Raw genomic sequence first — 20,745 nt, forward strand, 5'->3', positions numbered from 1 at the left:
CATTGTGATGTCCACGTGGACGCTGGGCTTCAACGCAGCGTCCCAGCTTCTCGCGATCGTTCATGTCTTGTTGTTTTTTTTCAGAAACGGACTCGGTGTTCGCCTCGACTTCATTGCAGCCATTCTGGTCGCAATCGTTATTTTTGCCAGCAACATTTTCTATCTTGAAAATGACATCGATCTTGCCTTTCGCGGCTTCGGAAAGCTCATCATAATCCTGTCGTTTTGCTATACATTATACTGGTCTCTCGCCAAGCTCGACGACAAAGGCTGGGAAATCATCCGAAGAACCTTATGGCTTTCACTCGCCTTATCTGTAATCCAGCTCAAAGGTTTCGATCTTGGTTTCATGCCCCAGATGTTATGCATTCTTTTTATTTTCAACGTCGAATTCATATTGAATCTGCAAGGCCGCCGACCGGCACCCTTATATATATCAGCCATCATCATGCTTTTTTCCATGAAAAAACAGATCATTGCTTCAGCCTTGATGCTCGTTGGCTTAACTCGTCCGATCAGAAGTTTTTTCATCGGCACAGGCGCGATTTTCGCGATATTGTTTGCACCTCATGTATGGCTGTTCTTCAGCCCGAACTCTGCGAACTTTATGGACGGGCGGCGATCATCTTTCCTTTCCGAACGCTTTATCACCGTCGATCCTTACGGAAACATGCGCCTTTTCCTACTCGCTGAATACGGAGGAGAAGTCGTTGACAAAAGCATTATTTTCGGATTCGGACTTGAGAAATTCGGATCAATCCCAGCCTTTGAAACGAATAGAGACATTGAAAGAAACATCCTTGGCATGAACGACTTTGTGGCGGAAAAATACAATACCAATACTGTCTTCGGTTCAGTGAGTGCCGATGTCGGAATCTTGATCATATGGATGCAGATGGGACTACTTGGCTTTCTGTTCTATTACTTGCTTATAAAATCGGTGGCAGGAAAAAATTTCCGCACCTTTCTTGTTATAGCGACCATTGCTCCTTTTCTAATCGCCGGAGCGAACGTGATCTCGGTCGGACTTTCAATTCTCGTATCTCTGACGGCAATGTCACTTGAGACAGGATTTGGAAAGACGGTTCAGAAAAAACGAGAGGTTCAACACCATGCGAATATTGCTCGTCCATAACAATTACGCGATCCAGGGCGGCGCGGAAGTCTTTTATCATGAAATCGCGCGCCTGCTGCGCGAGAACGGCCACGAGGTGGCGATGTTCTCCTGCGCCGAGGAGGGCGTGACCGCCCCGCAGGTCGCCTATTTCCCGAAGGTGGACCATTATGCCAGCGGCGGGCTCCTTGCCAAGGCGGCGCGGATCCCGCGCGTCATCTACAACCGCGACGCGCGCGATGCGATGGCGCGGCTCATCGCCGATTTTCGCCCCGATCTCGTGCATGGCTTTGCCGTCTACGGAAGGTTGACCCCCGCGGTGCTGCAGGCAGCGCGCGACGCCGGCGTTCCGGTGGTGCTTTCGTGCAACGATTACAAGCACATATGCCCGAACTACAAACTGTTCCATCACGGCCGCCTGTGCGAAGACTGCAAGGGCGGGCGGTTCCACAAGGCGCTTGTCAACCGGTGCTGCCATGACAGCCTTGCGATCAGCGCCGTCTCGATGCTGGAGGCGCAGGTGCATGAGCGCCTCGACATCTGGCGCAAGAACGTGACCTGTTTCCTCTTCGCAAGCCGCTTCATGGCGGCCCGGACCGAGGCGTTCTGGGGCCCGGGGCGCGTCGCGATCGACTTTCTGCGCAATCCTTTCGATGCGGCGGCGCATCATCTGCCGCTGCAGGCGGGCAGCTACATCTTGTATTTCGGACGGTTGATTGACGAAAAGGGTGTGGATCAGCTGGTCGCGGCGGCCCGGCTTGCCCCCGATGTTCCGGTGGTGATCGTCGGCGACGGGCCCGACCGCGCCGCGATCGAGCGCGCCGCCGCCGATCTGCCGCAACTGCGTGTCGTCGGACCGGCCTGGGGAGAGGCGCTGAAGGGCTGGCTGCAGGGCGCGCGGGCGGTGGTGGTCCCGTCGCTGTGGCACGAAAACTTCCCCTATGTGATCTTGCAGGCTTTCGCGGCGGGCAAGCCGGTGATCGGCGCCGCGCGCGGCGGCATTCCCGAGCTGGTCGAGGCCGGTCCGCATGGCTGGCTGGTCGACCCGCTTGACCTGCAGGCTCTGGCGGCCCGGATGCGGGATGTCGTGCAAATGCCCGATGCGGCGCTTCTCGAAATGGGGCGGGCGGCGCAGTCTTACGTCACGAAAGAATTCAGCGACGAAACGATCTACGCGGAGGTGCTTCGCATATATGGGGGTATTTTGCAATGAAGGCACTTGTCATTGGCGGCAGCGGCTTTATCGGATCGCATCTTGTGGATCGATTGTTGCAGCGCGGGGTGAAGGTGCGCGTTTATGACCGCTCTGCCGAGCGGTTTCGCGACACGCCTGCCCCGGTGGATTTTCGGCAGGGCAGTTTTGACGATTCCGCCTCGCTCGCCGAAGCGCTGAATGACATGGATGTGGTGTTTCATCTGCTCAGCACCTCGGTGCCGTCGACATCCAATCTGGACCCGGTCGGGGATATTACGGGAAATCTGATCGGGACGGTTCGCCTGCTTGAATTGATGCGGGGCGCCGGTGTCCGCAGGATCGTTTATCTGTCGTCCGGCGGCACCGTATATGGCATTCCGGAAATGGATCCGGTGCGGGAAAATCATCCGCAAAAACCGATCAGTTCCTATGGTGTGGTCAAGGGCGCGATCGAGAAATATCTGATGATGGAACAGCATCTGCATGGGCTGAAACCCGTCATTCTTCGACCCTCGAATCCCTATGGTCCGCGGCAGGGGCATGGGGGTGTCCAGGGCGTCATCGGCACCTTTCTTTGGCGCCTTGCATCACGGGAACCGATTGAAATATGGGGCGACGGCAAGATTGTCCGAGATTTCATCCAGATCACGGATCTGGCGGAATTATGCGCCCTGTGCGGCCTGTCGGACATCACCGGCATCTTCAATGCCGGCAGCGGCACCGGTCATTCGATCCTGGAAGTCGTCGAGACAATCTCGGAGGTGGTCGGAAAACCTGTCGAGCCGCGTTTCAAGCCCGGGCGCGGATTTGACGTGCCGCGCGTCATTCTCGACATCTCCGCCATCCGCGAAAAAATTTCCTGGAAACCGCAGATTGCCCTGGCTGACGGGATCGCGGAAACTTGGGAATGGATCCGGAAACAGGCGTCTTGATCGCGTGTTCAAAAACACCTGCCGATCTTCTGTCTTCATATGGGTTTGCAGGCATCGACCGCGGAGTTTGGCCGGGTTTTCACCTGCGCGAGATCGGGCCAATATTCATCGACGTTTCAAGGAAGGTTTGGGGATGGTCGCTCAAATTGATATGGAATACCTGCGGCACCGCCCGGGTCGTTTGTGGAGCCGCCTGATCAGTTATGCGATGTTCGAGGGGCGGCCCCTGACGACGCGCGGACAATGGATCAACCCGATCCTGTTCCGGCTCTTCGCGCTGCAATCGCGCCTGCCACGCCTGAAAAAGGTCAGCGCCCCGATCTTCATTCTGGGGACGGGACGGTCCGGCACGACAATTCTGGGCGTGGTGATGTCCATGCATCGCGACATATCGTTTCTGAATGAGCCCAAAGCCATCTGGGCGTATTTGCGACCCGACGAAGATCTGATCGGCAGCTATCATCGGGGCAAGGCGCGCTATCGTCTTGACGCTGAAGATGCGACGCGCGACGTCACGTCGAAAATCGAAAGAATATACGGCTTTTATCTGCGCATCACCGGCGGCAGGAGGGTTTTGGATAAATACCCAGAATTGATTTTTCGAATTCCGTTCCTGTTGAAGATTTTTCCCGATGCAAAGTTCATTTTTCTGTCGCGAAACGGTTGGGACACCTGCGCCTCCATCACGCAATGGTCGAGCCGTCTAGGCGTGACGGCGCATGGTGAAACGCATGATTGGTGGGGGGTGAATGGACGAAAATGGAATCTGCTTGTCGATCAGATCATTTCCGAACACCCGGATCTGTCCTTGCACCTTGACGAGATCAGGACATTTTCGGATCAGCGCGCACGCGCGGCGACAGAATGGATCGTGACCATGCGCGAAGGATTGCGCTTGCTGCAGCAGCACCCGGCATCGGTTATTCACATTTCTTACGAGAAACTTTGTGCCGATCCGACACGGGTTTTATCCGAAATCTGCCAATTTACAGGATTGGAGCCGGACGAGGTTTTCCTGCAATTCGCAAGGCAAAAGCTGTCGCCCCCCAGGCCGCATCTTCCCTTCGCACTGCCCGAGATCATCGAGGAACCTTTCAGAAACACAATCAACAGTTTGGAGATACGCCATTGACCGGATTGAAATGGGCCATTCTCGGAACAGTGGGGGTTCCGGGAAATTATGGCGGCTTTGAAACTTTGGCCGAGAACCTTGTTCGCCTTCACGGGACCGGACTTCCGGATACGGATCTGACGGTCTATTGTTCCCGCCTTGCGTTCAAGACGCATCCGACCCGATATTTGACCGCAAATCTGCGCTATATCGGACTGAAAGCGAATGGGCTGCAATCCGTTCCCTATGATGTTGTTTCGCTTTTTGATGCGGCACGCCGAGGAACCGATGTTATTTTGCTGCTTGGCGTTTCCGGTGCGCTGGCCTTGCCCTTTCTGCGGCTTTTCTCCAGATCCCGGATCGTCACGAATATTGACGGTATCGAATGGAAACGTGAAAAATGGCGCGGGCTGGCCCGATGGATCCTGCGCTGGTCGGAATGGTCGGCCGTTCGCTGGTCGCATGCCGTCATCGCGGACAATCAGGCGATCGCAGAACATGTCCGCGCGCGCTACGGGGTCGATTGCCACGTCATCGCTTACGGTGGGGATCACGCGATTTCTGCCACGCCGGTGACGGATCCCGATCTTGATCTGCCGCAGGCGTTTTCGCTTTCACTGTGCCGGATCGAACCCGAAAACAATGTCGGCGTGATCCTTGAGGCCTTTTCGAAAATGCCGGAACGCAATCTTGTCTTTGTCGGAAACTGGGACAACAGCGATTATGGAAAGGATCTGCGGAAACGATATGGCGCTTGCCCGAATATCACCCTGCTGAACCCGATTTATGATCCGGGCCGGTTGCGGGAAATTCGTGGCCGCGCGACATCCTATATTCACGGCCATTCCGCCGGGGGCACCAACCCGTCTCTGGTCGAGATGATGCATTTTGGCATCCTGATTCATGCCTATGATTGCAGTTTCAACAGATATTCGACACAGGGCGAAGCGCTTTACTTCAAGACTTCCGAAGAGCTGATCGCCGCGATCCGCGCGGTCGATGCGCAAACCACCCGCGCGGTCGGGTTTGCCATGCAGCAAACGGCACGGCAGCTGTATCTTTGGGACAAGATCGGCCGCGCCTATTTTGCCCTGATCCGATCGATCTGATCGGATCAGGCCGCCCCCCCCGGCCAAGGCGACGCTTGCGCGACCGGGAAGGCCGCCGCCTCGCGGCATCTTTACGCATCTTGCCTTGACCTTTGGTCGCCCAGAGGCCAGCTTGCGCCGACTTTTGGGAGCGATCCATGGCCACACGCACCGCGCCGTTTTCCGGCTTCGAATTCCTGATCGCCTGGCGCTACCTGCGCGCCCGCCGCGCCGAGGGCGGCGTCAGCGTGATGACCTGGATCAGCCTGATCGGCATCATGCTGGGCGTGGCCGCGCTGATCATCACGCTGGCCGTGCGCGCGGGCTTTCGCGCCGAATTCGTCGACACGATCCTGGGTTCGAACGCCCATGTCACGGTCTATTCCGCGCCGATGGAAGTGGCGCCCGAGACCGGGATCTTTTCCAGCCTGATGCCCGATTACGCCGCGCGCGCCGCGCGGATCGCGCAGGTGCCGGGCGTCACCCGGGCGGCGCCGCTGATCCGGGGTCAGGTGATGGCGACGATGAACGACCGCTCGAACGTCGCGGAAGTCTATGGGATTTCTTATGAAAACCTGATGACCATTCCCCGCGTCGCACATTCGGCGCAGATCGACGGCGAGATCGAGAGCTTCGGTCAGGGCATCGCCATGGGGTCCGAACTGGCGCGGGAACTGGGCGTTTCCGCGGGCGACACGGTCAAGCTGATCTCTCCGAACGGGGTCAAGACCCCCTTCGGCGTCTCGCCGCGGGTGAATGCCTATACCGTCGTCTACATCTTCACCGCCGGGCGCTGGGACATCGACCGCACCCGCATCTACATGCCCTTTGCCGAGGCCCAGAGCTTCTTCAACCGCGAGGGCGGCGCCGACGAGATCGAAGTGATGGTCAAGGACCCCGAACATGTCGATGATCTGACGCTGCAACTGATCGCGGCGGGGGGCGCGGGCACGATGCTGTGGAGCTGGCGCGATGCCTCGGGCTCGTTCCTGCGCGCGCTGACGATGGAGGACAACGTGATGTTCGTGATCCTGTCCGTGCTGGTCCTGATCGCGACGATGAACATCACCTCGGGGCTGATCATGCTGGTGAAGAACAAGGGCCGCGACATCGGCATTTTGCGCACCATGGGGCTGACCGAGGGCTCGGTGATGCGGGTGTTCTTCCTCTGCGGGGCGTTTACCGGCACGATCGGCACGGCGCTGGGGGTGGGGCTGGGGGTGCTTTTCGCGCTCAACATCAGCCATGTGATGGATGCGGTGAACTGGGTCAGCGGCGGCGGCGCCTGGGACCCGTCGATCCGCGGCATCTATGAATTGCCCGCGAAACTGCTGCCCTGGGACGTGGCCAAGGCGGTGCTTCTGGCGCTGGGGCTCAGTTTCGTGGTGACGATCTTTCCGGCCCGCCGGGCGGCGCGGCTCAATCCGGTGGAGGCGCTGCGCTATGAATGAGGTGTTGCGGCTTGATCGGCTCGAAAAGGGCTACAACCGGGGCAAGGCGAATGAAATCATCGTCTTGCGCGGGGCCTCTCTGATCATTCCGCGCGGGCAGGTGGTGGCGCTTGTCGCGCCTTCGGGGGCCGGGAAATCGACGCTTCTGCATATCGCCGGGCTGCTGGACACGCCTGATTCCGGCCGGGTGATCGTGAATGGGCAGGACCTGACCGGGGCGAAGGACGCTGCCCGCACCGCGGCGCGGCGCGAGGCTTTGGGCTTTGTCTATCAGTTCCACCACCTGCTGCCGGAATTCACCGCGCTGGAAAACATCGTCCTGCCGCAACTGGCCAATGGCAGTGCCCGCAAGGCGGCCGAGGCGCGGGCGCAGGATCTGCTGGCCCGGGTCGGGCTGGCGGCGCGCGCCGGGCACCGGCCCTCGGCGCTCTCGGGGGGGGAACAGCAGCGCGTGGCCTTTTGCCGGGCGCTGGCGAACCGCCCTGCCCTGCTTCTGGCCGACGAGCCCACCGGCAACCTTGACCCGACCACCTCGGAAACCGTGTTCTCGGCACTGATGGAGCTGGTGCGGGCGACCGGGCTTTCGGCGCTGATCGCGACGCACAATCTGGAGCTTGCCGCCCGCATGGACCGGGTGCTGCGGCTGACGGACGGGCAACTGGTGGAGGCAAAATGATCGTTTATGGCATCAAGACCTGTGGCACGGTGCAAAAGGCGCTGGCAGCCCTGACGGCGGCGGGCAAGGCGCCGGTGCTGCGCGATATCCGCAAGGAGCCGCTGACCGAGGCCGAGATCGCGGAATTCATCGCGGCCTTTGGCGAGAAGCTGATCAACCGCAGCTCGACCACCTGGCGCGGGCTTTCCGAGGCCGAGCGCGACGCGCCGATCGAGTCCCTTTTGCGCGCCCATCCGACGCTGATGAAACGGCCGGTGATCCGCGGCGACAGCCTGACGCTGGGCTGGGACGCTGCCGCGCAAATGGCTCAATTATAACTCTTTCTTACCTCTGACGCGTCCAAGTAATCTCAAAGTTGCGACATCTTATAACTTCTGGATGATAGGCTGGCGCGGCTTTTCGCGCTACTTTTCCCATGGGGAAGAGGCGAGATACAGGCAGGACGTCATGACCGCAATTCCGAAGCCGCGGATAGAAATCCCGCGCGAGGAAATCCGTTCCCAGTCGCAAAGCTTCTGGACACAGCTCGCATGGATCAGCGCGGGGGCCTCGCCCTTGATGGCCTGGCGCCGCGCCGCCCGGATGAGCGTGAGCGATCTGGCCCGGGAATCGGGCGTCACCCCCGAAACCATCACCGCGATCGAAGCGCGGCGCCACACCCCCAGCCGGCTGGAACTGGTGGCGCTGGCGGCCTCGCTGGGCCTTGGCGTCGGCGATCTGCAGGACTGAGACGCCCCGGAAAAGAAAAAAGCCCGCGTGGGCGCCGCGGGCCTTCTCGACGGCAGGAGCGTCGTTCAGAGAAGTTTCAGATCGCCCGCCGACGAGCGGCCGTCGCGCCCCGAGATCAGTTCGAAGCTGATCTTCTGGTTGTCGCTGAGCGACTTCAGCCCGGCGCGTTCCACCGCCGAGATGTGGACGAACACGTCCTTGCCACCCCCATCGGGGGCGATGAACCCGTAGCCCTTGGTGGTGTTGAACCATTTCACGGTTCCGGTAGCCATATCTCTCTCCTCGTATTGGCCTGGGGCGACATTGCCCCCGGACGTGCAGCCAGGTCTTCCAGTGTCTTCCGGCTGCCCCGAAAAGGGAGCGGTAGGAAAGTCCAAGTTCACGCGAAGGGAAGCGTGCCATACAGATTCCAAAAATCAACGGCCAAAGCGCCGCAGGTGTTGATTTCAAAGCCTGCGACATTTTTGCATCCCCAAGTTGAAGATGGAATAGTTTCAAAGTGTTGCAAGGCCCTCGAAAACAGGAACAAAACCAAAACACCCGCCCGGCCCCCGCGTCCCGCGCCATAGCCGCGCAGGGCTTGAAACGGCGAAACGCCACAGGTTTCCCCATGGCGTCCCGGTCGTTCAGGCGGCGATTTCAGCGCAGATCGGGCGGCGTCGCCTCGGCTTTCAGCGCCGCGACGATCGCGTCGAGATCCACCGTCTCGGTGCGGGTGTCGCCCAGACGGCGGACCGAGACCGTGCGGGTCTCGACCTCTTTCGCACCGATGGCGAAGATATAGGGCACCTTGCCCAGGCTGTGTTCGCGGACCTTGTAGTTGATCTTTTCGTTGCGGGTGTCGCATTCGGCGCGAATCCCCGCCGCGATCAGCTTGGCGGCCACTTCCTCCACGTAATCATCGGCCTCGGAGGTGATCGAGGCGACAACGACCTGCCGCGGCGCCAGCCACAGCGGCAGCTTGCCCGCATGCGATTCGATCAGGATGCCGATGAAGCGCTCGAAACTGCCCAGACAGGCGCGGTGCAGCATGATCGGGCGATGTTTCGCGCCGTCGGGGCCGATGTAATTCGCATCGAGCCGCTCGGGCAGGTTCGGGTCCACCTGCAGCGTGCCGCATTGCCAGTCGCGCCCGATCGCATCGGTCAGCACGAATTCCAGCTTCGGCCCGTAAAACGCGCCCTCGCCCTCGAAAATCTCGTAGTCATGCCCGGCGGCGGTGACGGCATTGGCCAGCGCCGCTTCGGCATGATCCCAGCTTTCCTCGGTGCCGATGCGCTTTTCGGGCCGGGTCGAAAGCTTGATGCGCCATGTGTCGAACCCCAGATCGGCATAGACGGCCGAGAGGAAGTCGATGAATTTCTTCGTTTCCGCCTCGATCTGATCGGGCATGCAGAAGATATGCGCATCGTCTTGCGTGAAGCCGCGCACCCGCATGATGCCATGCAGCGCCCCCGAGGGCTCATAGCGCGCACACGACCCGAATTCCGCCATCCGCAAGGGCAGATCGCGGTAGCTTTTCAGCCCGACGTTGAAGATCTGCACATGGCAGGGGCAGTTCATCGGTTTCAGCGCGTTGATCACCTTGTCCCGCGCGCCCTCTTCATCGACTTCGACGATGAACATGTTCTCGCGGTAGTTTTCCCAATGCCCCGAGGCCTCCCAGAGCTTGCGGTTCACCACCTGCGGCGTGTTCACCTCGACATAGCCGTCGGCGCGCTGGCGGCGACGCATGTAATCCTGCAGCGTGGTGTAGATCGTCCAGCCGTTCGGATGCCAGAACACCTGGCCCGGGGCTTCCTCCTGCATGTGGTAAAGATCCATCTCGCGGCCGAGCTTGCGGTGGTCGCGCTTCGCGGCCTCCTCGAGCATGGTCATATGGGCTTTCAGGTCATCGCGGGTGCGGAAGGCGATGCCGTAGATGCGCTGCAGCATCGGGCGCGTGCTGTCGCCCAGCCAATAGGCACCCGCGACATGGGTCAGCTTGAAGGCGTCGGCGGGCACCTGGCCGGTGTGTTGCAGATGCGGGCCGCGGCACAGATCCTGCCAGCTCCCGTGCCAATACATCCGCAGGTCTTCCCCCTCGGGGATGCGGTTCACCAGCTCGACCTTGTAGGGCTCGCCCGATTTTTCGTAATGCGCGATGGCATCGGCGCGCGACCAGACTTCGGTGCGGACAGGCTCGCGGGCGTTGATGATCTGCTTCATCCGCGCTTCGATCTGACCAAGGTCTTCGGGGGTGAAGGGCTCGGCGCGGTCGAAATCGTAAAACCAGCCCGCATCGCGGACCGGGCCGATCGTCACTTTCACATCGGGCCAGATTTCCTGCACGGCGCGGGCCATGATATGGGCCAGATCGTGGCGGATCAGCTCCAGCGCCGGAACCGGGTCCTTCATCGTGTTGATCGAGATCCGGGCGTCGCGCTTGATCGGCCATTGCAGATCCCAATGCGCGCCATCGAGCTGCGCCGAGATCGCCGCCTTCGCCAGCGAGGGCGAGATCGAGGCCGCCACTTCGGCCGCCGTCACCCCTGCGGGGTAATCGCGCTTCGCGCCATCGGGAAAGGAAAGGGAGATTTGGGACATGCGTCCTCCTCGTCGGTTTGGCGGCTACAAAGCGCCCGGTTGCGGGTTATGATGCGGCGGGTATGCGCCGGGGCGCGCAGCGTGTCAACCGTGGCGCTTTTGCGCAGGCAAAAGGGGGGCGCTGCCCCCCTCTTGGCCTTCGGCCAATTCACCCCCCGGGATGTATGGAGCAAGATGAAAGACCATGCGTTCATCTTGCCTCAAATATCCCGGGGGGAGTCCTGAAAGGACGGGGGGCAGAGCCCCCCTCCCCGGTGTTTCGCAAGCGCTCCGGCTCAGAACCGGAAGCCCGCGCGCACCTGCACGGTGTTGAAGTTGGTGTCGATGCTGCGCGCTGAGCCGTCGAAATCGGTGCTGAGCTCGCGGCGCATCAGTTCGGCACCGACCGACCATTTGTCGTTCACCGCGTAATCGACGCCCAGACCGTAGTTCATGCCATCGGCCGCGCCATTCGTCTGGCCGTCGCCATTCTTCCAGTCGCCGCGCGAATAGCCGACGAAGGCATAGGGCAGCGCCTTGCCATAGGCCATCCCGGCGCGGGCCTTCAGGTCGATCATGTTGTCGAACTTGCCCGGCGCCCCCTCCAGGTTGAAATCGGTGGCCTGGGCCGCGATCTCGCCACCGTAGACGAGCGCGCCCGATTGCAGGTTGTAGCCGCCCATCACGCCGTAGCTGCCGCGGCCCATGCCGAAGGCGGTGCCGTCGGGCGTGTAGCTGGCGCCGCCGCCGGTGACAGAGCCGCCGGTGATCCCGGCGTAGAACCCGTCCCAGGCTTGCACGGGCGCGGGCGCCGGGGTCGCCGCCACCGTCGGTTCGCTTTCGACAACGGGCGCGGAGAGGTTACCGGCAAAGGCGGGGGCGGCAAGGCTTGCCATCGCGACAATCGCAACACTGAGCTTTTTCATCTTACTCTTCCTTCAGCAAAGATGCGTCATGCCAGCAAGATTTGCATTTTTCCGAACAAGTTCAATATTTTGACCGGGAACATCGAAACACGTTCGCTCAAGAGCCCGTGCCCTCGAAGTGATGAAAAGGCCCGCGTCCTTGCGGCGCGGGCTTTGTTTTCAATCGGTTCGCGGCCGGGCCGGGCTCACGATCCGGTGTGGATCGGCGCGATGCGATCGCGGGCAGACCCGAGGATACGGCCGCAATGTCCCGCCCGGGACGACCCCGGGCGGGACGGATCGCGTCAGACGAAGATCACGTCGCTGCCCGAGAGGCTGAAATCGGCCGCGGTGAAGCTGCCCGTCAGCCGGATCGTCAGATCCGCCCCGGCGGTGCCGTCCAGGCCGATCGCCAGCGTCGTCACCCCGCCCGCGGCGGAAACCGCGATCTGCCCGGCGCTCAGCGTCGTGCCCGCGCCATTGGCGATGCCGTTCAGCGTCAGCCCGCTCAGCCGCAGCCGGTCACCGCTGGCGCCATCGGCGATCGTGTCGATGCCGCAGCCGTAAAGGTTGGTGAACTGGAACACATCCGCCCCCGCGCCACCGAGCAGCGTGTCGTTGCCGTCGCCGCCGTTCAGGATGTCATTGCCGGCGCCGGTGCTGATCCGGTCGTTGCCGCCAAAGGCGTAAAGCCGGTCGTTGCGGGCCGAACCGGTGATGTTGTAGGTCTCGAAGTTGTTGAAGGTGGCGTCATAGCTGCCGTCGGTGGCATAGATGTGATAGGCGCCATTCGAGACATAATCCATCCGCAGCCCCGCCGTCGCCAGCGAGGCGTTCAGCGTCAGGCTGTCGCTGCCCGCGCCGCCATCCGCCCATTCCGACCGGCCGCGGCCCAGATTGACGCTGTCATTGCCCTCGTTCGTCGCCACCGTGTCATTGCCGGTCCCCGCCGAGAGGTTGACGATGTCGGCATTCTGCCCGGTGGTCAGCGACACCGCCTCGATCCCGGTCAGGACCGTGCCCGCCCCGCTGACCGTGGCCGCGCCCGCCGCGCTCAGCGTCAGACCGATCGCCACCGTCGCGCCCGCAAAGCTGGCCTGCCAGGTGTCGACGCCCGCGCCGCCGTTGATCACGTCGGCCCCGGCCGCGCCATTGAGCCAGTCATTGCCCGCGCCGCCGGTCAGCGTGTCGGCCGCCCCGGCGCCGATCAGCGTGTCGGCCCCGGCCCCGCCGGTCACGTTGAAGCGCTCGACGTTGATGTAGTCGAGGAAATGCGCGTCCCCCTGTTCGCCGTAGCGGTTCCAGCCGTTCGAGGTGTAGCGGCTCTGGATCGCCTCGGTGCTGGCGGAATAGTCGAGGATCAGCAGATCGACCCCGGCGCCGCCGTCGAACCCGTCCTGACCCAGCCCGAGCGAGACGGTGTCATTGCCCGCATTGCCCGCGAACCAGTCGTTGCCGCTTTGGCCGGTGGTGTCGATCAGATCGGCCCCGGCGCCGCCGGTCAGGCTGACCTGTTCGATGTTGCGCACGTCGCAGCCCGAGCCGGTCGCCTGCGCCGCGGTCTGGCTGGCCGAGGCGCTGAAGCGCAGCCCCGCCGAGATCGCCGAGAGATCCGCCCGCCACAGGTCGCTGCCCGCGCCGCCGTCGATCACCGCCCGCCCGGCGCCGCTGTCGAGCGTGTCATTGCCCGCGCCGCCGCGCAAAGTGTCGGTCATCGCGCCGCCGACAAGGCTGTCGTGCCCCGCGCCGCCGGTCATGTCGTAATGCTCGATGTTGATGAAATCGACCTGATCGCCGCTGGTCGAGCTGAAGCGATACCAGCCGTTCGAGACATAGCTGTAGGTGATGCCCTGCGTCGCCCCGGCGATGCCCGACCAGTCGAGGATCAGCGTGTCCTCGCCCTCGGCGCCATTGACCGCATCGACACCGCGCCAGACCGCGGCGCTGTCATTGCCCGCGCCCAGATAAAGGTTGTCGTCATAGGCGCCGCTGCGGGTGGTGATGAGATCGCGCACCGCGGTTCCGGTGTAATTCAGCCGTTCCAGCCCGCTGATCACCGCGCCGTAATTCGTGGTCTGGGTCTGGAAATTGATGAGGACGTTGGTCTCGTGTTCCGAGAGGTTCGCCTCCCACAGATCCACGCCGTCGCCGCCGGTGATCACGTCGACCCCGCCGCCGCCCGAGAGCGTGTCGTCGCCGCCATTGCCGACCAGCCGGTCGTTCAGCGCCGCGCCAAGCAGATAGTCGTTGCCCGCCCCGCCGGTCAGGAAGAAGCGTTCGAAGTTGATGTAGTCGAGCCGGTCGCCGCTGGCCGCGCCGAAGCGATACCAGCCATTCGAGACATAGCTGCGGCTGATCCCCTGGGTGGCATCGGTGATGCCCGACCAGTTCATCACCAGCAGATCTTCGCCCGCCTCGCCATTGGCGCTGTCGACGCCGCGGCCGGTGGTGACGGCATCGTCGCCCGCGCCCGTGCTGAAGCTGTCGTTGTAGCGCCCGGATTGCGCCACGACGGTGTCGTCAAAGGCCGAGCCAGTATAGCTCAGCCGCTCGATGCCGCTGAACACCGCGCCGGTGTTGCTGGTCTGGCTGACCAGGCTGACCGAGGTGTTCGCCTCGATGTCGGTCAGATCGACCTGCCACAGGTCGACCCCGGCGCCGCCCGCGACGGTATCGGCCCCGGTGCCGCCGATCAGCGTGTCATTGCCGCCGTTGCCGGTCAGCCGGTCGGCCTGCCCGGCGCCCGAGAGCCAGTCGTTGCCCGCGCCGCCGGTCAGGAAATAGCGCTCGAAGTTGATGTAGTTCACTTGATCGCCGCTGAGCGCCGAATAGCGATACCAGCCGTTCGAGACATAGGCATTGCGGATCGCGAAGCTCGGATCGGTGATCGCGGACCAGTCGAAGATCATGATGTCGGTGCCCTCGCCGCCATTGATCCAGTCGATGCCGCGCCCGCCGTTGACCTGATCGCTGCCGTTGCCGGTCGAGATGTCGTCATTGCCGACAAAGGCCGAGGTGTTGATCACGTCATCGCCGATGCCGGTGGTGATCGAGAGCGCCTCGATCTGGGCGAAGCGCGCCCCGGTGGCGGCGACCAGCTGGGTGATCGCGGGATCGGCGGAGAGCGTGATCAGCACGTTGCCGGTGACGGCGCCGTAACCGGCGGTCCAGCGGTCGAAGCCCGCGCCGCCATGCACGACATCGGCACCGAGCCCGCTGGTCAGGTTGTCGGCCCCGGCGCCGCCGTAAAGCTGGTCGACGTCATTCGCCCCGCGCAGGTCGTCATCCCCCGATCCGCCGCGCAGGATGAACCGCTCGAAGTTGTAGAAATCGATGCTGGACGACAGGTAATCGGTGAAACGATAAAAGCCGTTGCCCGCATATTCATAGATGATGTCGCTTGCAAGCGCCGTGTAATTCACCACCAGCGTATCAACGCCCCCCGCGGCGTTGACGCTGTAGATCCCGGTTGGCGTGACGGTGACGGTGTTGTTGCCGCTGGTGACGGGAAGTCCAGTAATAGCCATGGTCTCCTCCTCTTTCGTCCGCTGTGCAGCATGACGTCAGCCGGAATTGGCCTTGTCCATTGGGTTACGGACGACAGCCGGATGATACACCCGATCCGGCATGGCCCGACTGCGACAAGATTGCTTTTCCGGCGCGTGACGACTGTCTTTTGGGACAGGTTCCGCACCGCGGCGGCGCGCGTCCAGCCCGCGGCGCCCCCGGCCCATCTTGCCCCGCGACGCCGTTTCCACTACCCACTTGCGCAACGAAACCCTGTGCCGAGGCTTGTCCATGCGCCTTTCCCGCTACTTCCTCCCCGTTCTCAAGGAAAACCCCGCCGAGGCGCAGATCGTCAGCCACCGGCTGATGCTGCGCGCGGGCATGATCAAGCAGCAGGCGGCGGGGATCTATTCCTGGCTGCCGCTCGGCTTCAAGGTGCTCAAGCGCATCGAACAGATCGTGCATGAAGAACAGATCCGCGCCGGGCATATTCCGCTGCTGATGCCGACGCTGCAACCGGCCGATCTGTGGCGCGAAAGCGGCCGCTATGACGATTACGGCCAGGAAATGCTGCGCATCAAGGACCGGCACGAGCGCGAGATGCTGTATGGTCCGACGAACGAGGAGATGATCACCGACATCTTCCGCGCGCATGTGTCCTCCTACAAGGACCTGCCGCTGACGCTTTACCACATCCAGTGGAAGTTCCGCGACGAGGTCCGCCCGCGCTTCGGCGTCATGCGCGGCCGCGAATTCTACATGAAAGACGGCTACAACTTCGACCTGACCCGCGAAGACGCGCTGCATGCCTACAACCGTCACATGGTCAGCTACCTGCGCACCTATGAACGGATGGGGCTGACCGCCATTCCGATGCGCGCCGCCTCGGGGCCGATCGGCGGCGACAACACGCATGAGTTCCTCGTCCTCGCCCAGACCGGCGAATCCGAGGTGTTCTATGACGCCAAGGTGCCCGATCTGAAACTGGGCGACCGGGCGGTGGATTACGACGACCGCGATCAGGTGGCGGCGATCTGTCAGGAATTCACCACGCTTTACGCCCGCACCGACGAAACCCACGACGCGGCGGTGTTCAACGAAATCCCCGAAGACCGCCGCTGCGTCGGCCGCGGCATCGAAGTGGGGCAGATCTTCTACTTCGGCACGAAATATTCCGAAGCGATGGGCGCCACCGTCGTCACCCCCGATGGCACCCGTGTGCCGGTCGAGATGGGCAGCCACGGCATCGGCGTTTCGCGGCTTCTGGGCGCGCTGATCGAGGCGAACCATGACGAGCGCGGCATCATCTGGCCCGAGGGTGTGACGCCCTTCCATGTCGGCCTCGTCAACCTGAAACAGGGCGACGGGGCGACCGATGCCGCCTGCGCCGGGATCTACAAGGCGCTGGTGGCCAAGGGGCTCGAGCCCCTTTACGACGACCGCGACGAACGCGCGGGGGCGAAATTCGCCACGATGGATCTGATCGGCCTGCCCTGGCGGATCACCGTCGGCCCGCGCGGTCTGGGCAATGGCGTCGTCGAGGTGACCTCGCGCCGGACCGGCGAAAGCGAGGAAATGTCGGCCGAGGCGGCGGTGGACCGCATCGCGCAGATCTACGCCGCGCATCGCTGAGCGCGGCCGCTCTGAAAACCGGATCGCGGCGCAAGCGGCGATCCGACCGGGCCGGTCTCCCCGGGCGGGATCGGCCCTGCCGCCAAGCCCGGTGTCAACCGCATCCGCCCGCCCGAAACGGCGGCCCCTCCGCCGCGCAACGCGGTTTTGGCGTTGATCCAGGCGCCTTGCCGCAGGCCGCGGACCATCTTTTGAAAGAACCGCCCCAGACGGCGCCTGAGCCACCTCGCCGTCATCGACGGTGGCTCTTCTGCGGCCCTTCTGCAGCCCTTCTGCGCCCGCCCGCCCCAGCCCGCCCGCGGCGGGTGTCGCGCGACAAGTTACCCGGGACACGGCATGACCGGCACAAGAAGACAGCCATGCGCCGAGGGCAACGCTCAAGGCGCCTTGAGCTTCACCGCAGTGCCGCCAGGCTTCAGACCCCTTGATTTCGGGTCTTTGACGCGATTCAGGCTCCGCCAGCAGACCTGACAGATGAGCCCTCCTTGTCATTTCCCCCCAGAACTGCGCCGGTTTTTCCATCAAGACGTGAGCCGCCTCTGGTGATGGCTTTCTCGTCAGTTGTGGGGCAAGGGCGGGTTTCACTCCTTCTTTTTCCGGGCTGCTGCGGCTGAACTGGCCTTGAAGCGGAAGCTGTCGTTTCCGGTTTCAGGGATGTGACAGCGGTGCGTGAGGCGGTCGCGCAAGGCGGTGGTCACCTTGGCGTCGCCGAAGACCGTGGCCCATTCGCTGAAGCTCAGGTTCGTTGTGATGACGACGCTGGTGCGTGCGTGAAGTTGGCTCGGGCAGGTTGGCGAGACGCGCTTGCTCACCTCGACGAGGTCATCAAAGGCCACCGGCAAGGGCATCAAGGCCGCGCTCGCCATTGTCGCTCGGACCGATGGCCGAGGTCGCGGGTCTGACCACCCGCCCGACTGCAACGATCACCCTTTCCGGTCTGCGCCGCCTGACGGGCGCTGAGGCAGGGGAACTTGAGGCGCTGATTGCCTCTGGCGCCATCCCCCCCGAGGGCCGGGAACAGCGCGTGCCCATGGTCGAGGCCATCCACGCCTATCCATCTGCGCGAGGCGAGCCGCACGGCCAGCGCCTCGGCGGCGATGGCACGCGCCCGCAATGCCCGGACCGAGGCAAGCGAGCTGGCCTTGGCAATCGCCCGCCGTAACCTCGTTCCCGATGCCGAGGCCGAGACAGCGACCGATTTCCTCTGCGGCATGATCGCGGATCAGATCGGCGGCCTTCCTGGCATCCGCAAATCGCGCGAGTGGGTGAAGGCGGCGAGCGCGGCCGAGGAAGCCCGGCACCGGACCGAGCTGATCGCGGCGCAGATCCTGACGCAAGAGGAAGCCGACGCGCTCGAGCGCAAGGCCGAGCGCACCGAGGGCGAAGCACTGCTACTCGAGGCGCACCGCATCCGGCAGGCGCTGAACGTGCCCGCGATCACGGCGGTTCTTGACTTCTGGGACCGTGGCGCAGCGGTGCGCAGGCTCGACCGCTTCGGCGCGGCGAGAGGGATCGTGCCCGCACATGACGACGGCGGAGACACCCTCGCCCGGCGGCGCTACTGGAAAGCCTGCGCGCGGGCCTATGGGCACCTGTTCCAAAGCTTCGACCTGACCGATGGAGAATGGCTGAACGACGACACGGCGGGCGGAATCCTTGACCGTGTGATGGCGCAGTGTCACCTGCTGGCGCATCTGGGCAGGGTGCTTGATCACCGCCCCGGACGACATTCGGCTGCAAATCCCGTCCGTCAGCACGCGCACTCTCTACGAATGGCGCACGATCCGCCGCCGGGACGGTGACGATGCCCTGGGCATCGACCGCCGCGGGCGCCCGGCGAAGATCGAGGCCGCAGCTGACGGCGCGGTGGTCACGGCCCTTCTGGGGGCGATCGCGAAGCAGTCTTTCCTATCGGCGGATCAGCTTGGTGCCTATCTGCGCGACCGGTTCGGCGATGCGCTGCCCGAGATCAGCGAACGGACCATCCAGCGCGCCCGGACCAAGTACGAGGCGGAACACCGCAACGCGCTGATGTCGATCTGGAACGGGCGCAATATGGGGCGGAAGGAGCGACCGATGCCGCTATCGAGTTTGGGCAGAAAGTCGGCAAGACGGCATTGCTGGCGCAAATCCTCAAGGGGCAGACCGAACATATAGATGCTCTGACGAAATCGATCGCGGGCACCGACATTGGGGCCACTTACAAGAGCGGGGTCGAAAAAGGGAAAGAACTCCTGGGTATTTTGCGCGATCTCCGGGACGTGATGAAGGAGACGCGCGGTCCCTACGATCTGGCCGATGATCTGGAGATGACGAAGCGGATCGCCGAGGCCACCGCGCTGACCGGCAAGACAGTGGACCGCATTGACGCCGCCTTCTGGTGGCAGGGCGAGTCTGATGCCAGCAACGCCAATGGCTATCCTGTCGGTGAGCGGCGCAGGAAGCGCGGCGCGCTGTTCCGCCGGGGCGGCGGTTGGGGTAGTGGCGTGGTGGGTGGTCGCGAGTGTTTTCATCGTCGCCTCCATCAGAAAAGCATCTGGCCGCGCCGCGCCTCTCGGGCGCGCGCACGCTCTTGGATCAGTTCAAAGTCACTCGCCTGTTGTGCGGCTGCCCGCGCCTCGGCCTCTGGCAACCCAGTCCACGCCTCCCACTCTCGCCCGTTCAACCACTTCGCCAGCCCGGTGGTGTATCGAACCACAGCGGCGGGTCCGCGCCGATCTGCCCGGCGGTCCAAAACGTAAGCCGCCGCGCCTCGGGCAATATCTTCAATCGATGCGCCAGACGCGATTGCCGCGAAAAAGGCCTTGCGCGCCTCGGCCTCGCCAGACTTGCGCGGCCAGTTTTCATAGATGGCGGAAAACTGCGCCGCGAAGTTAGGATCGCCAGCCGCGTCGGAAATGATCTCCCCATCAATCGCGGCGCAATCCGCTCCCGCAGGTGGGTTCCCCCCTTCCTTGTTCTTCTTGGTTCTTCTTGGTTCGGCGGAACGTGGTTCCGGGTTTACGGAATGCCGTTCCGGGTTTTGTGTCGTGGCGTTCCGGGTTTCCGTGCATGGCGTTCCGGGTTTCGTGTTCTGAAAGGGGGAACCGTGTTCCGGGTTTTCGCCGGTAAACCCGGAATGGCGTTCCGTGTTTACATGGTAGGTCGAGCAACCCGCACGCCCGCCGCCGGTCGAAACCGAAAGCCAGCCGTCAGCCTCAAGCCGCCGGATGATCGACCGCGCGCCGCGTTCTGTCATCGACGCCCGTTCCGCGACCGCGGCCATCGACGGGTCACACCGGCCGGTCTTCGCGTTCTGGAAGGACGCGATGGCGATCAGCACCAGCTTATCTGCGGATCTCTCCGGGCCGCCTTTCAAGATCGCGTCTACGAGTTCGAAACTCATTGCGCACCGCCTTGCCCGGCGGGCAGGATCGGCGTCAGGATCGACCCGCCGCCGTGGGGGCCGCGCCGCGACTTGATATGCAAGTGACCTCGGTCGCGCATCGCGTAAGTGGCCTTGCCGATCAGGTCATCCGACACGGCCAGTGCTTCAGAGATCGGTCTGAGAGGCACGGCCACCGATAGAGTGCCCGCCGCCCGGATCAGCCGCGCAACGTGGATCGCCACCCGCGCGGCCTGCGGCGGCAGCGCCGCATCGTGCGCGATCCGGTCAAGCCACGCCGCCAGCGGATCGCCTGCGCCTTGACCGGCGAAAGCTTTGCTGGCACCATGTTCGGGACTGGTGGGTTTGGATTTGACCTCGGCGCGCTGGCGGGCGTTGCCGGGGTTTTCCATTGTCTTGGGCATGGAAGCCCTCCTCTGCATCCCCGCCTCGGCGGGGTATTGGTGGCGCCCGGA

At 63.0% G+C, this 20,745-nt stretch carries 18 protein-coding genes and 1 pseudogene; 11 read left to right on the top strand and 8 right to left on the bottom strand.

Translation table 11 applies throughout. The annotated features are described in order from the left end of the window. Positions 1 to 7: 7 nt before the first annotated feature. The 9 genes from LY44_RS05775 (at position 8) to LY44_RS05815 (ending at position 8,296) form a co-directional block, all read left to right on the top strand. A complete protein-coding gene (locus LY44_RS05775) occupies positions 8 to 1,135 on the top strand; it encodes a hypothetical protein (protein ID WP_055212703.1) in 1,128 nt (375 codons plus the stop codon). After that, positions 1,113 to 2,327, top strand: coding sequence for a glycosyltransferase (locus LY44_RS05780; protein WP_065118426.1), 1,215 nt, complete (start codon positions 1,113 to 1,115; stop codon positions 2,325 to 2,327). The genes LY44_RS05775 and LY44_RS05780 overlap by 23 nt, the downstream gene beginning before the upstream one ends. Beyond that, positions 2,324 to 3,241, top strand: a complete 918-nt coding sequence (locus tag LY44_RS05785) for an NAD-dependent epimerase/dehydratase family protein (RefSeq protein WP_055212701.1) — start codon at positions 2,324 to 2,326, stop codon at positions 3,239 to 3,241. The genes LY44_RS05780 and LY44_RS05785 overlap by 4 nt, the downstream gene beginning before the upstream one ends. 133 nt (positions 3,242 to 3,374) lie before the next feature. Further along, the gene (locus tag LY44_RS05790; protein WP_055212700.1) at positions 3,375 to 4,373 is read left to right on the top strand and encodes a sulfotransferase family protein; all 999 of its coding nucleotides are present in this window, start codon (positions 3,375 to 3,377) and stop codon (positions 4,371 to 4,373) included. Continuing rightward, a complete protein-coding gene (locus LY44_RS05795; RefSeq protein ID WP_055212699.1) occupies positions 4,370 to 5,461 on the top strand; it encodes a DUF1972 domain-containing protein in 1,092 nt (363 codons plus the stop codon). Before LY44_RS05790 ends, LY44_RS05795 begins: the two co-directional genes overlap by 4 nt. A 137-nt stretch (positions 5,462 to 5,598) precedes the next feature. Next, positions 5,599 to 6,891, top strand: a complete 1,293-nt coding sequence (locus LY44_RS05800; RefSeq protein ID WP_055212698.1) for a lipoprotein-releasing ABC transporter permease subunit — start codon at positions 5,599 to 5,601, stop codon at positions 6,889 to 6,891. Beyond that, a complete protein-coding gene (locus LY44_RS05805; RefSeq protein ID WP_055212697.1) occupies positions 6,884 to 7,567 on the top strand; it encodes an ABC transporter ATP-binding protein in 684 nt (227 codons plus the stop codon). The genes LY44_RS05800 and LY44_RS05805 overlap by 8 nt, the downstream gene beginning before the upstream one ends. Further along, positions 7,564 to 7,884: an arsenate reductase family protein gene (locus tag LY44_RS05810; protein ID WP_055212696.1), complete on the top strand. Its 321-nt coding sequence runs from the start codon at positions 7,564 to 7,566 to the stop codon at positions 7,882 to 7,884. The genes LY44_RS05805 and LY44_RS05810 overlap by 4 nt, the downstream gene beginning before the upstream one ends. A gap of 130 nt (positions 7,885 to 8,014) precedes the next feature. Beyond that, complete coding sequence (locus tag LY44_RS05815; RefSeq protein WP_055212695.1) at positions 8,015 to 8,296, top strand: helix-turn-helix transcriptional regulator; 282 nt, start codon at positions 8,015 to 8,017, stop codon at positions 8,294 to 8,296. Between the two features lie 65 nt (positions 8,297 to 8,361). Here the strand turns inward: LY44_RS05815 and LY44_RS05820 are convergent, their stop codons facing one another. From LY44_RS05820 to LY44_RS05835, 4 genes are all read right to left on the bottom strand, one after another. Further along, complete coding sequence (locus LY44_RS05820) at positions 8,362 to 8,568, bottom strand: cold-shock protein (protein WP_055212694.1); 207 nt, start codon at positions 8,566 to 8,568, stop codon at positions 8,362 to 8,364. A 367-nt stretch (positions 8,569 to 8,935) separates the two neighbouring features. Further along, positions 8,936 to 10,882, bottom strand: a complete 1,947-nt coding sequence (gene thrS, locus LY44_RS05825; RefSeq protein WP_055212693.1) for a threonine--tRNA ligase — start codon at positions 10,880 to 10,882, stop codon at positions 8,936 to 8,938. 275 nt (positions 10,883 to 11,157) lie between these two features. Further along, positions 11,158 to 11,787 (bottom strand): outer membrane protein, encoded by a 630-nt coding sequence (locus LY44_RS05830; protein ID WP_055212692.1) that lies wholly within the window; start codon positions 11,785 to 11,787, stop codon positions 11,158 to 11,160. 284 nt (positions 11,788 to 12,071) lie between these two features. After that, positions 12,072 to 15,293 (bottom strand): calcium-binding protein, encoded by a 3,222-nt coding sequence (locus tag LY44_RS05835; protein WP_055212691.1) that lies wholly within the window; start codon positions 15,291 to 15,293, stop codon positions 12,072 to 12,074. 271 nt (positions 15,294 to 15,564) lie between these two features. Here LY44_RS05835 and proS point away from each other — a divergent pair, with 271 nt between their 5' ends. Beyond that, positions 15,565 to 16,905, top strand: a complete 1,341-nt coding sequence (gene proS, locus LY44_RS05840) for a proline--tRNA ligase (protein WP_055212690.1) — start codon at positions 15,565 to 15,567, stop codon at positions 16,903 to 16,905. Positions 16,906 to 17,486: 581 nt separating this feature from the next. Here the strand turns inward: proS and LY44_RS05845 are convergent. After that, a pseudogene (locus LY44_RS05845) lies at positions 17,487 to 17,687 on the bottom strand (ATP-binding protein); the annotation flags it as partial. A gap of 315 nt (positions 17,688 to 18,002) precedes the next feature. Here LY44_RS05845 and LY44_RS05850 point away from each other — a divergent pair. After that, entirely contained in the window at positions 18,003 to 18,707 is a 705-nt protein-coding gene (locus LY44_RS05850; RefSeq protein ID WP_055212688.1) for a hypothetical protein, read from the top strand. Between the two features lie 129 nt (positions 18,708 to 18,836). Here the strand turns inward: LY44_RS05850 and LY44_RS17860 are convergent, their stop codons facing one another. From LY44_RS17860 to LY44_RS05860, 3 genes are read right to left on the bottom strand one after another with little or no spacing between them, the layout of a single operon-like run. After that, a complete protein-coding gene (locus tag LY44_RS17860) occupies positions 18,837 to 19,418 on the bottom strand; it encodes a hypothetical protein (RefSeq protein WP_160320016.1) in 582 nt (193 codons plus the stop codon). Positions 19,419 to 19,429: 11 nt separating this feature from the next. Continuing rightward, entirely contained in the window at positions 19,430 to 20,290 is an 861-nt protein-coding gene (locus tag LY44_RS05855; RefSeq protein WP_055212686.1) for a helix-turn-helix domain-containing protein, read from the bottom strand. Beyond that, a complete protein-coding gene (locus tag LY44_RS05860) occupies positions 20,287 to 20,694 on the bottom strand; it encodes a hypothetical protein (RefSeq protein ID WP_146707203.1) in 408 nt (135 codons plus the stop codon). The genes LY44_RS05855 and LY44_RS05860 overlap by 4 nt, the downstream gene beginning before the upstream one ends. Positions 20,695 to 20,745 lie beyond the last annotated feature (51 nt).

Source organism: Rhodobacter capsulatus (genome assembly GCF_003254295.1).
Classification (GTDB): domain Bacteria; phylum Pseudomonadota; class Alphaproteobacteria; order Rhodobacterales; family Rhodobacteraceae; genus Rhodobacter; species Rhodobacter capsulatus.